This is a genomic window from Citrobacter sp. Colony219 (genome assembly GCF_019382635.1).
Taxonomy (GTDB): Bacteria; Pseudomonadota; Gammaproteobacteria; order Enterobacterales; family Enterobacteriaceae; genus Citrobacter; species Citrobacter youngae.
The window spans coordinates 4,430,014-4,445,087 of the sequence record NZ_CP080033.1; the positions used below are offsets into that span (position 1 = coordinate 4,430,014).

Annotated in this window: 18 protein-coding genes; 4 read left to right on the forward strand and 14 right to left on the reverse strand. The window is 52.2% G+C overall.

The window, feature by feature from the left end:
• Positions 1-31: 31 nt before the first annotated feature.
• Both ftsH and rlmE read right to left on the reverse strand, forming a co-directional pair.
• A complete protein-coding gene (gene ftsH, locus JTI85_RS19565) occupies positions 32-1,963 on the reverse strand; it encodes an ATP-dependent zinc metalloprotease FtsH (protein WP_048213411.1) in 1,932 nt (643 codons plus the stop codon).
• 99 nt (positions 1,964-2,062) lie between these two features.
• Entirely contained in the window at positions 2,063-2,692 is a 630-nt protein-coding gene (gene rlmE, locus JTI85_RS19570; RefSeq protein WP_004106110.1) for a 23S rRNA (uridine(2552)-2'-O)-methyltransferase RlmE, read from the reverse strand.
• A 125-nt stretch (positions 2,693-2,817) separates the two neighbouring features.
• Between rlmE and yhbY the strand changes: the two genes are divergently transcribed.
• Positions 2,818-3,111, forward strand: a complete 294-nt coding sequence (gene yhbY, locus JTI85_RS19575; protein ID WP_003025016.1) for a ribosome assembly RNA-binding protein YhbY — start codon at positions 2,818-2,820, stop codon at positions 3,109-3,111.
• Between the two features lie 155 nt (positions 3,112-3,266).
• On the opposite strand, the gene greA is transcribed toward yhbY, so the two are convergent.
• Entirely contained in the window at positions 3,267-3,743 is a 477-nt protein-coding gene (greA, locus tag JTI85_RS19580; protein ID WP_003025019.1) for a transcription elongation factor GreA, read from the reverse strand.
• 248 nt (positions 3,744-3,991) lie between these two features.
• Between greA and dacB the strand changes: the two genes are divergently transcribed.
• On the forward strand, positions 3,992-5,425 hold the full coding sequence (gene dacB / locus JTI85_RS19585) for a serine-type D-Ala-D-Ala carboxypeptidase (protein WP_003025021.1): 1,434 nt from the start codon (positions 3,992-3,994) through the stop codon (positions 5,423-5,425).
• A gap of 98 nt (positions 5,426-5,523) precedes the next feature.
• Here dacB and cgtA read toward each other — a convergent pair whose 3' ends face one another.
• The 4 genes from cgtA to rplU form a co-directional block, all read right to left on the reverse strand.
• Positions 5,524-6,696: an Obg family GTPase CgtA gene (gene cgtA, locus JTI85_RS19590; RefSeq protein WP_003828732.1), complete on the reverse strand. Its 1,173-nt coding sequence runs from the start codon at positions 6,694-6,696 to the stop codon at positions 5,524-5,526.
• Between the two features lie 15 nt (positions 6,697-6,711).
• Entirely contained in the window at positions 6,712-7,677 is a 966-nt protein-coding gene (locus JTI85_RS19595) for a DMT family transporter (protein ID WP_048213413.1), read from the reverse strand.
• A 126-nt stretch (positions 7,678-7,803) separates the two neighbouring features.
• The gene (gene rpmA, locus JTI85_RS19600) at positions 7,804-8,061 is read right to left on the reverse strand and encodes a 50S ribosomal protein L27 (protein WP_003025030.1); all 258 of its coding nucleotides are present in this window, start codon (positions 8,059-8,061) and stop codon (positions 7,804-7,806) included.
• A gap of 19 nt (positions 8,062-8,080) precedes the next feature.
• Complete coding sequence (gene rplU / locus JTI85_RS19605; RefSeq protein ID WP_003025032.1) at positions 8,081-8,392, reverse strand: 50S ribosomal protein L21; 312 nt, start codon at positions 8,390-8,392, stop codon at positions 8,081-8,083.
• A gap of 258 nt (positions 8,393-8,650) precedes the next feature.
• Between rplU and ispB the strand changes: the two genes are divergently transcribed.
• A complete protein-coding gene (gene ispB / locus JTI85_RS19610; RefSeq protein WP_048213414.1) occupies positions 8,651-9,622 on the forward strand; it encodes an octaprenyl diphosphate synthase in 972 nt (323 codons plus the stop codon).
• 222 nt (positions 9,623-9,844) lie between these two features.
• On the forward strand, positions 9,845-10,129 hold the full coding sequence (gene sfsB, locus JTI85_RS19615) for a DNA-binding transcriptional regulator SfsB (RefSeq protein ID WP_048213415.1): 285 nt from the start codon (positions 9,845-9,847) through the stop codon (positions 10,127-10,129).
• 57 nt (positions 10,130-10,186) lie between these two features.
• Here sfsB and murA read toward each other — a convergent pair whose 3' ends face one another.
• From murA to mlaF, 7 genes are all read right to left on the reverse strand, one after another.
• Positions 10,187-11,446, reverse strand: a complete 1,260-nt coding sequence (gene murA, locus JTI85_RS19620) for a UDP-N-acetylglucosamine 1-carboxyvinyltransferase (protein WP_219351931.1) — start codon at positions 11,444-11,446, stop codon at positions 10,187-10,189.
• A gap of 53 nt (positions 11,447-11,499) precedes the next feature.
• Positions 11,500-11,754 (reverse strand): BolA family iron metabolism protein IbaG, encoded by a 255-nt coding sequence (gene ibaG / locus JTI85_RS19625; RefSeq protein WP_005121314.1) that lies wholly within the window; start codon positions 11,752-11,754, stop codon positions 11,500-11,502.
• Positions 11,755-11,923: 169 nt separating this feature from the next.
• Positions 11,924-12,217: a lipid asymmetry maintenance protein MlaB gene (gene mlaB, locus JTI85_RS19630; RefSeq protein WP_101741914.1), complete on the reverse strand. Its 294-nt coding sequence runs from the start codon at positions 12,215-12,217 to the stop codon at positions 11,924-11,926.
• The gene (gene mlaC / locus JTI85_RS19635) at positions 12,217-12,852 is read right to left on the reverse strand and encodes a phospholipid-binding protein MlaC (protein WP_048213418.1); all 636 of its coding nucleotides are present in this window, start codon (positions 12,850-12,852) and stop codon (positions 12,217-12,219) included. The genes mlaB and mlaC overlap by 1 nt, the downstream gene beginning before the upstream one ends.
• Before the next feature lie 18 nt (positions 12,853-12,870).
• The gene (mlaD, locus tag JTI85_RS19640; protein WP_048213507.1) at positions 12,871-13,428 is read right to left on the reverse strand and encodes an outer membrane lipid asymmetry maintenance protein MlaD; all 558 of its coding nucleotides are present in this window, start codon (positions 13,426-13,428) and stop codon (positions 12,871-12,873) included.
• Between the two features lie 4 nt (positions 13,429-13,432).
• The gene (mlaE, locus tag JTI85_RS19645) at positions 13,433-14,215 is read right to left on the reverse strand and encodes a lipid asymmetry maintenance ABC transporter permease subunit MlaE (protein WP_048213419.1); all 783 of its coding nucleotides are present in this window, start codon (positions 14,213-14,215) and stop codon (positions 13,433-13,435) included.
• Between the two features lie 7 nt (positions 14,216-14,222).
• Entirely contained in the window at positions 14,223-15,035 is an 813-nt protein-coding gene (gene mlaF, locus JTI85_RS19650) for a phospholipid ABC transporter ATP-binding protein MlaF (RefSeq protein ID WP_048213420.1), read from the reverse strand.
• Positions 15,036-15,074 lie beyond the last annotated feature (39 nt).

Consider the following 15,074-nt stretch of genomic DNA (forward strand, 5'->3'; position numbering starts at 1 on the left):
AATTAAAACATGGTCATCAGATGACGATAACTTATTTGTCGCCTAACTGCTCTGACATGTTGCCCGGGTTCGGCGTACGCGGCTCTTCAGCCGGACGCGGTGCACTCGGGGTGCCATTGTTGCCAGAGTTGTTAGATGAACCAGACTCTTCCCAACCCGCTGGCGGGCGCACATCGCGGCGAGCCATTAGATCATCAATCTGCGGTGCATCGATGGTCTCATATTTCATGAGCGCATCTTTCATCGAGTGCAGAATGTCCAGGTTATCGTTCAGCAGACGGCGAGCACGGTCATAGTTGCGCTCAATCAGTGATTTCACTTCCTGATCGATAATACGCGCGGTTTCATCGGACATATGTTTTGCTTTCGCAACAGAACGACCGAGGAACACTTCGCCTTCTTCTTCCGCGTACAGCAACGGCCCCAGTTTGTCAGAGAAGCCCCACTGAGTGACCATGTTACGCGCCAGGTTCGTCGCGACTTTAATGTCGTTGGACGCACCGGTAGAAACATGTTCAGCACCGTAGATGATCTCTTCCGCCAGGCGACCGCCGTACAGCGTGGAGATCTGACTTTCCAGTTTCTGACGGCTGGCGCTAATTGCGTCGCCTTCAGGCAGGAAGAAGGTGACACCCAGCGCACGACCGCGCGGAATAATCGTCACTTTGTGCACCGGATCGTGCTCCGGCACCAGGCGACCGATGATTGCATGGCCAGCTTCGTGATACGCGGTAGATTCTTTCTGCGCTTCCGTCATCACCATGGAGCGACGTTCCGCACCCATCATGATTTTGTCTTTCGCTTTCTCGAACTCAACCATCGATACAACACGCTTGTTACCACGCGCTGCAAACAGTGCCGCTTCGTTCACCAGGTTCGCAAGGTCCGCACCGGAGAAACCAGGCGTACCACGAGCAATGATTGCCGCATCGATATCCGGAGACAGCGGTACGCGACGCATATGCACTTTCAGAATCTGTTCACGACCGCGAACGTCTGGCAGCCCCACCACAACCTGACGGTCAAAACGGCCTGGGCGCAACAGCGCAGGGTCAAGAACATCCGGACGGTTAGTTGCCGCGATAACGATAATACCTTCGTTACCTTCGAAGCCGTCCATCTCAACCAGCATCTGGTTCAGCGTCTGTTCACGTTCATCGTGACCGCCACCCAGACCAGCGCCACGCTGGCGACCTACGGCGTCGATTTCATCGATGAAGATGATACACGGTGCCGCTTTCTTGGCTTGTTCGAACATGTCACGCACACGAGATGCGCCCACACCAACGAACATTTCCACGAAATCAGAACCGGAAATTGTGAAGAATGGAACCTTCGCTTCACCCGCGATGGCTTTTGCCAGCAGGGTTTTACCTGTACCCGGAGGACCAACCATCAGGACGCCTTTCGGGATCTTACCGCCCAGCTTCTGGAAACGGCTCGGTTCGCGCAGGTATTCAACCAGTTCAGCGACCTCTTCTTTCGCTTCGTCACAACCCGCGACATCAGCAAAAGTGGTTTTGATCTGATCTTCGGTCAACATGCGCGCTTTGCTCTTACCGAACGACATGGCACCTTTGCCACCACCGCCCTGCATTTGACGCATAAAGAAGATCCAGACACCAATCAGCAGCAGCATTGGGAACCAGGAAATGAAGATAGAAGCCAGCAGGCTCGGCTCTTCAGGCGGCTCACCAACAACCTTGACGTTTTTGGTCAGCAGGTTATCAAGCAGCTTCGGATCGTTAACCGGAATGTAGGTCGTGTAACGGTTACTATCTTTCTTGGTAACGTTAATCTCACGTCCGTTGATACGCGCTTCACGAACCTGGTCCTGATTGACCTCTTGCAGGAAGGTAGAGTAATCAACCTTACGGCCATTAGACTCGCTGGGCCCAAAGCTCTGGAATACTGACATCAGCACAACGGCAATGACCAGCCAGAGTATTAGGTTTTTCGCCATGTCACTCAAGGGATTAACCTCATATTACAACTGTGTTAAAAACAGCGTCAGGATACTCTATATCCAGTGTCTTTCAAACTTTCGTTTGAAATCTACCGGTTATGGTTTACGCCCGGTCGCTACAATGTACACTTCACGCGAACGGGCGCGAGAAGAGTCCGGCTTACGAACTTTGACCTTCGTAAACAGGGAGCGAATCTCTCTTAGATACTCATCGAAGCCTTCGCCCTGGAACACCTTCACTACAAAACTACCACCTGGCGCTAATACATCACGAGCCATTCCAAGTGCCAGTTCAACCAGATACATGGCCCGGGGAATATCCACCGCCGGTGTTCCACACATATTTGGCGCCATATCAGACATGACAACTTGTACTTTACTGTCACCTACACGCTCAAGTAACGCTTTCAGGACTAATTCATCACGAAAGTCGCCCTGAAGGAAGTCCACACCAACGATTGGATCCATAGGTAAAAGATCGCAAGCGATAATGCGGCCGCTGTTTCCGATCTGCGTAACCGCATATTGCGACCAGCCACCGGGTGCAGCGCCGAGGTCAACAATCGTCATCCCCGGTTTAAAAATTTTGTCACTTTGCTGTATTTCATCAAGTTTAAACCAGGCACGGGAACGTAACCCCTTTTTCTGTGCCTGTTGAACATATTTATCGCTAAAGTGTTCCTGAAGCCAGCGACTCGAGCTGGCAGAACGCTTTTTACCTGTCATTTCACTTTCCCATCGGGCAGTTCATCGTAACCAATGGTGTAAATATCTACACAGCTATTTGGCGATATATGGGAGATGGCGGTAGAATGACCCGTTTTCAATCCCAACGTAAGCAAAAATATACGATGAATCTGAGTACTAAACAAAAACAGCACCTGAAAGGTCTGGCACATCCGCTCAAGCCTGTAGTTATGCTTGGCAATAATGGTTTGACCGAAGGGGTACTGGCCGAGATTGAACAAGCGTTAGAGCACCATGAGCTTATCAAGGTGAAAATCGCCTCGGAAGATCGCGATACTAAAACCTTGATCGTGGAAGCTATCGTACGCGAAACCGGCGCCTGCAATGTACAGGTCATCGGCAAAACGCTGGTACTGTATCGCCCGACTAAAGAACGTAAAATCTCGCTGCCACGCTAAGAATATCCCAAAGTTGAACACGAAGTTTGTGTAAAACGCGGGAATTTCCGCTAGCAGGAGAGCAAAATGCCACGCTCTCTTCGTTGATAAAAGGCCGCTATGCGGCCTTTTTCCTTTCTTTACAATACATCAACATCTTGAGTATTGGGAAATTCTTACAGGTATTCGACCTTCGTCACTTCATACTCAACTTCGCCGCCCGGCGTTTTGATAACCACCACGTCATCCTGCTCTTTACCAATCAGGCCACGAGCAATAGGTGAGTTCACCGAAATCAGGTTTTGTTTAAAATCGGCCTCATCATCGCCCACAATGCGCCAGGTCTGCTCTTCATCGTTATCAAGATTCAGAACGGTAACCGTCGCACCGAACACAACGCGGCCGTTATTTGGCATTTTAGTGACGTCAATAACCTGCGCGTTAGACAGTTTGGCTTCGATATCTTTAATGCGACCCTCGCAGAATCCCTGCTGTTCACGCGCCGCGTGATACTCCGCGTTCTCTTTCAGGTCACCGTGTTCACGCGCTTCCGCGATCGCGGCAATAATTTCAGGGCGACGCACAGATTTAAGAAAATCCAGTTCTTCGCGCAGTTTTTCAGCACCACGTAAGGTCATCGGGATAGCTTGCATTTGTTATACCTCTTGAACATTCCTGTAGGGGGTGGTTGTCCTCACCCCGGCTGCTAAGCCCACCCTGGCATACGCCATGCCAGAGTCAGAAGCAAAAAAATACCGACCCGGGGCACGAGGTCCCAGGTCAGCTACAATTCTCCATTTGATGTTCATTTTACCCTGGAGTTCCCTATGGGTCATCGTTTACTTTTTGGGGCGTTGCGCCGTAGTATGACGGCCTGTTTCCAGGTTGTTAGCGCGAGATTATGCGATTTTCCAGATTTACCATTGGATTGACTGCCAGTATAGCGTTCAGCGTTCAGGCTGCGAACGTCGACGAGTATATCAATCAGCTCCCTGCCGGGGCCAACCTCGCCCTTATGGTACAGAAGGTTGGCGCTCCTGCTCCTGCTATTGATTTTCATAGCCAGCAGATGGCACTCCCCGCCAGTACCCAGAAAGTGATCACCGCGCTGGCGGCATTGATTCAGCTCGGGCCGGACTTTCGTTTTACCACCACGCTTGAGACGAAAGGCAACGTGGAAGGCGGGGTATTAAAAGGTGACTTAGTGGCGCGATTTGGTGCCGATCCGACGCTAAAACGTCAGGATATCCGCAATATGGTGGCAACCCTGAAAAAATCAGGCGTGACGCAAATTGCCGGAAATGTCCTGATCGACACCTCTATTTTCGCCAGTCATGATAAAGCCCCTGGCTGGCCCTGGAACGACATGACGCAGTGTTTTAGCGCACCGCCCGCAGCAGCCATTGTCGATCGTAACTGTTTCTCGGTTTCACTCTACAGCGCGCAAAAACCCAACGATCTCGCCTTTATTCGCGTGGCATCTTATTACCCGGTCACCATGTTCAGCCAGGTGCGTACTCTCGCCCGAGGTTCTGCGGAAGCGCAATATTGTGAACTGGATGTGGTTCCCGGCGATCTCAACCGCTATACGCTGACCGGATGCCTGCCCCAACGAGCCGATCCGCTGCCGCTGGCGTTCGCCATTCAGGACGGAGCCAGCTATGCCGGGGCGATTATCAAAGATGAGCTAAAACAAGCAGGTATCACCTACAGCGGTACGCTGCTGCGCCAGACGCTGGTCAACGAGCCGGGAACGGTGGTCGCCAGTAAGCAGTCAGCGCCACTGCATGACCTGCTTAAGATTATGCTGAAAAAATCGGACAACATGATTGCCGACACCGTTTTTCGCATGATTGGCCATGCGCGATTTAACGTACCGGGCACCTGGCGGGCAGGTTCAGATGCCGTACGTCAGATCCTGCGTCAGCAGGCGGGCGTCGATATTGGCAACACGATTATTGCCGACGGCTCTGGCCTCTCTCGCCATAACCTGATTGCCCCCGCCACCATGATGCAGGTGCTGCAATACATCGCGCAGCATGACAATGAGCTGAACTTTATCACCATGCTACCGCTGGCTGGCCACGATGGCTCCCTGCAATACCGTGCAGGCCTGCATCAGGCTGGTGTTGATGGTAAGGTTTCAGCGAAAACAGGCTCACTTCAAGGGGTGTACAACCTCGCGGGGTTCATCACCACCGCCAGCGGGCAACGCATGGCGTTCGTGCAGTATCTGTCTGGCTATGCGGTAGAGCCTGCAGACCAGCGCAACCGACGTATTCCACTGGTGCGCTTCGAGAGTCGGCTGTACAAAGATATATATCAAAATAACTGAGTATGTTTGCCGGATGGCGGCGCAAACGCGCCTTATCCGGCCTACAGCGCGTCCTGGAAACAAAAACCCCGGCAACATGGCCGGGGTTTTTCATGCGATTAACGCTTGTAAATGAACTCAACGCCTTCTTCGTCGTCTTCGTCCCAATCATCATCCCAGTCATCTTCCGCTTCGTCTTCGACTTCAGCGAGCTGCTGGCGGTGATAATCATCCCACATGAACTCAACTTTCTCCGGCTGTTTCGCTTCTTCAGCCTGAACGATTGGGTTCTCAATGATAAAGGTCATTACATCCCAGCAAAGATCCTTCACACCCAGCTGGCTGGCGGCAGAGATCAGGTAATATTTACCTTCCCAGCCCAGCGCTTCAGCGATGGCTTTCGCTTTTTCTTCCGCTTCAGCTTTGTCCATCAAATCAATTTTGTTGAACACTAACCAGCGTGGTTTAGACGCCAGATCCTGACTGTATTTTTCCAGTTCGCCAATAATGATACGGGCGTTTTCTACCGGATCGGAACCGTCAATCGGATCGATATCAATGAGGTGCAGCAACACGCGGCAACGCTCCAGGTGCTTCAGGAAGCGGATACCAAGACCAGCGCCTTCAGCCGCGCCTTCAATCAGACCCGGAATGTCGGCAACCACGAAGCTCTTTTCGTTGTCCATACGCACAACGCCGAGGCTCGGTACCAGCGTGGTGAACGGATAATCCGCCACTTTCGGTTTCGCCGCAGACACTGCACGGATAAACGTCGATTTACCGGCGTTTGGCATACCCAGCATACCCACGTCTGCCAGCAGCATCAGCTCCAGCATCAGGTCACGCTTATCGCCAGGTGTACCCATCGTTTTCTGACGCGGGGTACGGTTGACCGACGATTTAAAACGGGTGTTACCCAGACCGTGCCAGCCGCCTTTAGCGACCATCAGACGCTGACCGTGTTTGGTCATGTCGCCCATAGTTTCGCCCGTGCCCTGATCGATAACACGCGTACCGACAGGCACTTTAATCGTGACATCTTTACCACGCTTACCGGTGCAATCACGGCTCGCGCCATTCTGACCACGTTCCGCACGGAATGATTTTTCAAAACGGTAATCGATCAGCGTGTTCAGGTTTTCGTCGGCTTCCAGCCAGACGTCACCGCCATCACCACCGTCACCACCGTCCGGACCGCCTTTTGGGATGTATTTTTCGCGGCGGAAGCTGACACAACCGTTACCGCCATCGCCTGCAACGACCAGAATCGATGCTTCATCAACAAACTTCATTTTACTCTCCGTAAATCATTCGCCTGAGCGGGGTTGCGAAACCACCGTTTCATGCTTACGTAAACCGCCCCAAATTCGATGACCAATGGCGGAATACATCGCGCCCGCAACCACGATAAACGCACCGAGATAACCTAAAAGGTTTAGCATCGGTCTGGCGAAGAAATCGGGCCAGGCCAGTGATAATAAATCTGAAAATAACAACGTAAACAGCGGCGTGAGCGTAATTATGGCGCTCACCTGCGCCGCCTGCCAGCGAGCCATTGCTTCCGCAAGGGCACCGTATCCTACCAGCGTATTCAGGCCGCAGAACACGAGGCATGCCAGCTGCCAGTCGCTGAGTTGCGCTATTACACCGGGTTTAGCCAGCGGCAACAACGCTATCGTACATAAAGTGTACAGTAAAAACAGGATCTGCGGTGATGCCAGCCGGCGCAATAACACCTTTTGCGCGACCCCATAACACACCCAAACCGTCGCGGCACCGACACCAAAGATCACACCCCAGGTGTAATCGGTCAGCCGGGTAAAAATTTCGATCAGACTGGTATTAAAAAACAACACCAATCCGCTCAGAAGCATAATAGCGCCAATAATCTGCGTGCCGCGCATCTTCTCCTTCAGGATAAAGACGCTGGCGATCATCATGCCAACCGGTGACAGTTGACCGATAACCTGCGAAGCCGTTGGGCTCAAATATTGCAAGGATGAACTAAACAGAATGAAGTTACCGAACAGCCCACCGGTAGCGATAGCCAGCAGTACCAGCCAACGCGCTTTGCGAAAAATACGCAATGGAGGGAGCTTTTTTTTAACCGCAAGAATAGCGCCAAGGCCAATACTTGCCATTAAAAAACGGTAAAACACCACGGTAGGAGGCTCCATCACCTCCAGCACTTGCTTCATCGCTATTGGTAAAGCCCCCCAACAGACAGCTGTCGTGAGTGCTAACAGAATACCAATGCCTGCCTGCTGCTTCATGCCGTATTCCCTGCAAGGGCTCGTTTCCGGGTTGTCACGCGCGACGAGCGTATTTACCGGCCGTCGAATGTAAAAAGCCCCGCAACGTGTTGCGGGGCTTTTATCCGTTACCGGGACGCGAAAAACTTATTCAGCAACGATGCTGATGAATTTACGGTTTTTCGGGCCTTTCACTTCAAATTTCACTTTACCGTCTGCTTTAGCAAACAGAGTGTGGTCTTTGCCGCAACCAACGTTGGAGCCAGCGTGGAATTTAGTACCACGTTGACGAACGATGATGCTACCAGCCAGAACTGTTTCACCGCCGAAGCGTTTTACGCCCAGACGTTTAGCTTCTGAATCGCGACCGTTACGAGTCGAGCCGCCAGCCTTTTTATGTGCCATTTAATCTGCTCCCCTTAACTTAAGCGCTGATGCCAGTGATTTTCACATCAGTGAACCACTGACGATGGCCCTGCTGCTTACGGTAGTGTTTACGACGACGAAACTTAACAATTTTAACTTTCTCGCCACGACCGTGAGCAACGACTTCAGCTTTGATAACGCCGCCATCAACGAAAGGAACGCCGATTTTGACTTCTTCACCGTTTGCGATCATCAGAACTTCAGCGAACTCAACAGATTCGCCAGTTGCGATGTCCAGCTTTTCCAGGCGAACGGTCTGACCTTCGCTTACTCGGTGTTGTTTACCACCACTTTGGAAAACCGCGTACATAAAAAACTCCGCTTCCGCGCACACCTTTTTGATGATTCAGAGTGCGCTATAAATATTCACAATAGGGCGCGAATATTACGCAAAACGCGAGCCTTTGACAAGTGCTACCGTCAATACATGAAGAAAAAAAACACAACGTGTACCGTAACGTTTATCTGCGGCGTTTTTTCAGTACAATCAGCATATATTTCTAACCCTAAACCCGACGTTACCTTCTCAAATAGTGAGGTAATCGGGGCGAGAAGCCCGGCTTTTGCGATGAATTTAGAAAAAATCAATGAGTTAACCGCGCAAGATATGGCGGGGGTCAATGCGACAATCCTTGAACAGCTCAATTCCGACGTCCAGTTGATCAATCAATTGGGGTACTACATCGTGAGCGGCGGCGGAAAACGCATTCGTCCAATGATCGCTGTACTCGCGGCGCGCGCTGTTGGTTATCAGGAAAATGCCCACGTCACGATCGCTGCCTTAATCGAGTTTATCCACACCGCGACCCTGCTTCATGACGATGTAGTGGATGAATCCGATATGCGCCGTGGGAAAGCCACGGCGAATGCAGCCTTTGGTAATGCGGCCAGCGTTCTGGTCGGCGATTTTATCTATACCCGCGCCTTTCAGATGATGACCAGCCTCGGTTCGCTGAAAGTGCTGGAAGTGATGTCTAAAGCGGTCAACGTTATTGCTGAAGGCGAAGTCCTGCAGTTAATGAACGTCAATGACCCGGATATCACCGAAGAAAACTATATGCGTGTTATCTACAGCAAGACGGCTCGTCTGTTTGAAGCCGCGGCCCAATGTTCAGGTATCCTTGCAGGTTGTAGCGATGAGCAAGAGAAAGGCCTGCAGGATTATGGCCGTTACCTTGGCACCGCTTTCCAGCTTATCGACGATTTACTGGATTACAGCGCAGATGGCGAGCAGTTGGGTAAAAACGTCGGGGATGACCTCAACGAAGGTAAACCTACGCTACCGCTACTGCATGCGATGCGCCACGGCACTCCTGAGCAGGCACAAATGATTCGCCAGGCGATTGAGCAAGGTAATGGTCGCCACCTTCTGGAGCCGGTTCTGGAAGCAATGAACGCTTGCGGATCACTGGAATGGACCCGTCAACGTGCAGAAGAAGAAGCCGATAAAGCCATCGCGGCGCTTCAGGTACTTCCAGATACTCCGTGGAAAGAAGCCCTGATTGGCCTGGCGCATATCGCCGTACAGCGCGACCGTTAATTTCCCTCGTCTCGCTTCCCAGCATCCCGTGCAACACACGGGATGTTCTTATAAGATCTAAAAAAATCACAAAAACAATCAAACAACATGTATGACCTTGGCATATTCTGAATATGTAAGCACTTTACGAGAACATTTTAGAACATTCGTTCTCGAGGCGTATAGTAACTCCACAGGCTGATTGTGAAACCGTAACTGGTTAACCAAAGGAGATGTGGAACTATGGAAAGCAAATTCATTGACTGGCATCCGGCTGACATCATCGCGGGGCTACGTAAGAAAGGCACGTCAATGGCCGCTGAGTCACGTAAGAATGGCTTGAGTTCATCAACGCTGGCAAATGCGTTAACCCGGCCATGGCCGAAAGGTGAATTGATTATCGCGAGAGCACTGGGAACAGACCCGTGGGTAATTTGGCCGTCACGCTACCATGACACCAGGACGCATGAATTCATCGACAGAACGCGGATGATGAGAGTACGGAAAGAAAAAAAGCGTCTTGAGTAGTGGTGAAACAGCAACCCCCGGATCAACGATCCTGGGGGTTACAACACGCGTAGGCGATTACTCGCCTTTAATGCGCTCTATGTTTGCGCCCAGCGCACGCAATTTATCCTCGATGCGCTCATAGCCGCGATCGATGTGATAAATGCGGTCAACAACCGTTGTGCCTTCAGCGATACATCCCGCTAACACCAAACTTGCTGACGCGCGCAGATCGGTCGCCATTACCTGTGCACCGGAGAGCGTTTCAACCCCGTGACAAATCACAGTATTGCTTTCGATTTCCGCGTGAGCCCCCATACGGCTCAGTTCAGGCACGTGCATAAAGCGGTTCTCAAACACGGTTTCCGTAATGAAGCCTGTCCCTTCGGCCACCAGGTTCAACAGCGTGAACTGGGCCTGCATGTCGGTCGGGAAAGCCGGATGTGGCGCAGTGCGCACATTAACCGCTTTAGGGCGTTTGCCGTGCATGTCGAGGCTAATCCAGTCTTCACCGACTTCGATATCCGCACCGGCATCACGCAGCTTCGCCAGAACAGCGTCCAGTGTGTCTGGTTGCGCATTACGGCAGATAATTTTGCCGCGTGAAATCGCCGCCGCCACCAGGAACGTCCCGGTTTCAATACGATCAGGCAGAACGCGATACACACCGCCGCCGAGGCGTTCAACGCCTTCAATGGTGATACGGTCGGTACCCTGCCCTGTGATCTTCGCACCCAGCGCAATCAGGAAATTCGCGGTATCCACAATTTCCGGCTCACGTGCGGCGTTTTCGATGATGGTCGTGCCTTCGGCAAGCGTTGCCGCGCACATGATAGTGACCGTCGCACCGACGCTTACTTTGTCCATCACGATGTGCGCGCCTTTCAGGCGGCCATCAACGGACGCCTTCACATAGCCTTCTTCCAGCTTGATTGTGGCACCTAACTGCTCCAGACCGGTAATGTGCAGGTCAACCGGGCGCGCGCCGATAGTACAGCCGCCCGGCAGAGAAACCTGACCCTGACCAAAACGCGCAACCAGCGGCCCCAATGCCCAGATAGATGCACGCATGGTTTTCACCAGATCGTACGGTGCACAGAAGACGTTAACGTCACGCGCATCAATGTGCACAGACCCATTACGCTCTACTTTCGCCCCCAACTGGCTCAGCAGTTTCATGGAGGTATCTACGTCCTTCAGTTTTGGGACGTTTTGAATTTCTATAGGTTCTTCAGCCAGCAGCGCCGCAAACAGGATCGGCAGTGCGGCATTTTTAGCGCCTGAAATTGTGACTTCGCCCTGGAGCTTGGTTGGCCCCTGAACACGGAATTTATCCATTATTCTGTTCTCTGTTAAGAATTCATCTTCGCTACCGGCATATCACCCGTAGCTCAAAAACCGTTAAGTTTGCGATCGCGCGCCCATTCCGCTGGGGTAAACGCTTTAATTGACACAGCATGAATGCGGTTATCCGCAATATACTCCATCAATGGGCCATAGACCGATTGCTGCTTCTTTACCCGGCTCATGCCGTCAAACATCTCACCCACGGCAATAACCTGAAAGTGACTGCCGTCACCAGAAACGTGGACTTCCTGGAGGGAGAGTGCGTTCATCAGCACGCTCTGAATTTCATTATTTTCCATGGGCTCTTCATTCGTCAGATAGTGAAAACAGCCCAACATCTTAGAGCAAAGTGGCGCTGTCATAAATAAGCAAAAAGCCTCGCTGATAAATCAGACAAGGCTTTGGCGGCAGATCCCCTTCAGGGGTTTTGCCGGATGGCGGCACAAGGCCTTATCCGGCCTACAAAAATTAACGCGGAAGGACGTCGTCAGGCAAATTGTAAAGCTGTGCCAGGGTGTAAACCTTATCGTTAACCCCGGTAAGCGAAACGCGATTCCCCTGTTGCTTGCCCTGGTCAACCAGATGCAACAGCAATGCCAGACCACCGGTATCAACCCGGGAAACCTGACTCAGATCGATGCAGGTGACCCCTTTCATCGCCTCAATACGTGCATCCCATAACGGATTTAACACGTCCTGATCCAGCTCTCCCGCGAGCGTAAGCTTGTCACCTTCACGCGTCCAGGTGAGTGACTGCGTCATTATTTCTTCTCTTCCAGGGTGATTTTCTGCTGAGAGATAGATTTCAGCTGTGCGGTCAGGCCATCAATACCTTTCGTGCGCAGCAGGTCGCTCCACTCATTTTGCTTGGTGGTGATCATACTTACGCCTTCGGCGATCATGTCATACGCCTGCCAGTTACCGGTCTGAGAATTTTTACGCCACTGGAAATCCAGACGCACCGGCGGACGTCCGTTTGGATCGATGATGGTTACGCGGATAGGCACAATCGTCGCATCACCCAGCGGCTGTTCCGGCGCGATCTGATAGGTCTGACCGTGGTACATTGCCAGCGCCTGACCGTAAGCCTGCTTCAGGTATTCGCGAAACGCGGCGAAATAAGCGTCACGCTGCGCAGGCGTAGCTTCTTTGTAGTAGCGCCCTAATACCAGCGCCCCCGCATATTTTACTTGCACATACGGCAGCAGCTCCTGATCGACAACCTGACGCAGATAGTCCGGGTTGGAACGAATTTTAGGTTGCTCGTTTTTCAGACGATCGAAAGTTTTCTGCGCCGCCTCATTCATCAGTTTATACGGGTTAGTCTGGTCCGCTGCGGTTGCCACGCTAAGTGGGGCAATGACCAGCATAGCCACCATCATCAATCGTTTAAACATACGTCGATTCTCCTGAGATTATTTCGTTGCGCCCGCAGGCGTAGTGGCTTCATTATTGCCTTCAGTTGCGGCTGGCGCATCGCCAGAATTCTTATTGTCATCACCTTTACTGTTGCTGTTGTAGAGGAATTGACCAATCATATCTTCCAGCACCATCGCGGATTTCGTGTCCTGAATCGTACTGCCATCTTTGAGGATAGACGTTCCCAGCTCAGGATCTTCAAAACCCACGTTTAATGCCAGATACTGCTCACCCAGCAGACCAGAGGTGCGGATGCTCAGCGAGCTGGTGTCCGGGATATGGTTAAAGCGCGATTCGATGTCCAGCGTTACGCGTGGCAGGTAAGTTTTGGGATCTAACGAGATATCCGAAACTCGCCCCACAACAACCCCCCCAATCCGCACGGGAGAGCGCTCTCTCAGGCCGCCGATATTATCAAAGGTCGCATAAACCGTGTAGGTTGGTTCAGTACGCATGGAGGTCACATTAGCCGCTTTCAGGCAGACAAATAGCGCCGCCAGCAGCGCAACCAGCAGGAATACCCCAACCCAAATTTCATTTTTTTTCGTTTGCATGAACTCAATTCCCAAACATCAGTGCGGTCAGCACAAAATCCAGCCCCAGAACGGCAAGAGAGGCGTGCACAACGGTGCGTGTCGTAGCCCGGCTAATTCCGGCGGAGGTCGGAATCGCATCATAACCATTGAACAATGCAATCCAGGTGACCGTAATGGCGAACACCACGCTCTTAATCAAACAGTTGACCAGATCCAGACGCCAGTCGACGGCATTTTGCATAGCCGACCAGAAAAAGCCGGCATCAATACCTTTCCAGCTTACGCCAACCAGTGAACCACCCCAGATCCCCACGGCGACAAAAATAATCGTCAGCAGCGGCAATGAAATGACACCCGCCCAAAAACGCGGAGAGACCACTCGACGCAGAGGATCAACCGCCATCATTTCCAGGCTGGAAAGCTGTTCGGTTGCCCGCATCAGGCCGATTTCCGCGGTTAACGCCGATCCGGCTCGCCCGGCGAACAGCAGCGCCGCAACAACCGGCCCCAGTTCTCGCAGCAAGGACAGCGCCACCAGCATACCGAGACTGGTTTCTGCGCTGTAGGTTGTCAGGACCAGGTATCCCTGCAATCCCAGCACCATCCCGATGAACACGCCAGAAACGATAATGATCAGCATCGACAGGACACCGACATTATAGAGCTGGCGGATCAGCAGCGGCGCATGTTTGCGAAACTCCGGCTTGCCGACTACCGCATTGAACAACATTAATCCGGCTCGCCCGAACGTCCTGAGGGTTTTTATTCCCCGATGTCCGAGTGATGCCAGCGCATTTAACAACATGGGTGGCTTAACTCCCTGTTTTGAGTAAATCGGTGTGGTAGTCGCCCGCTGGGTAGCGGAACGGAACCGGCCCATCGGCAATACCATCGAGGAACTGACGCACGCGCGGATCGGCATTTTCTTGTAGTGCCTGAGCACTACCGTAGGCCACTATCTTTTTGTCCGCCATAATATAGGCGTAATCCGCAATACTCAGTACCTCTGGCACATCATGAGAGACCACCACGCAGGTGACGCCCAGCGCGTTGTTCAGTTCTGAAATCAGCTTCACCAGCACACCCATGGTGATAGGATCCTGACCGACGAACGGTTCATCAAACATAATGAGATCTGGCTCCAGCGCAATGGCGCGTGCTAATGCCGCACGTCGCGCCATCCCCCCGGATAATTCAGAAGGCATGAGTTTTGCCGCACCACGCAGGCCGACAGCTTCCAGTTTCATCATCACCGTGCTCTTGAGCAACGCCTTGGGCAGCGTCGTATGCTCACGCAGTGGATAAGCGACGTTGTCAAACACGTTCATGTCGGTAAACAGCGCCCCGGACTGAAACAGCATACTCATGCGCTTACGCACGGTGTACAAACGTGAACGAGACATGGCTGGGACGTTTTCGCCGTCAAACAGGATTTCGCCCTTATCTGGCGGGATCTGCCCGCCAATCAGACGTAACAGCGTCGTTTTGCCGATGCCTGATGGCCCCATGATCGCCGTCACCTTACCGCGCGGCACCGTCAGGGAAATATTATCAAAGATGCAGCGGTCACCTCGGGAAAAGCTGACATCGCGCATATCGACTAGATTCGCCACAGACTGACCCATTGATTCATCCTTTACTATTGCCTCGTTGATCGAAGAGTT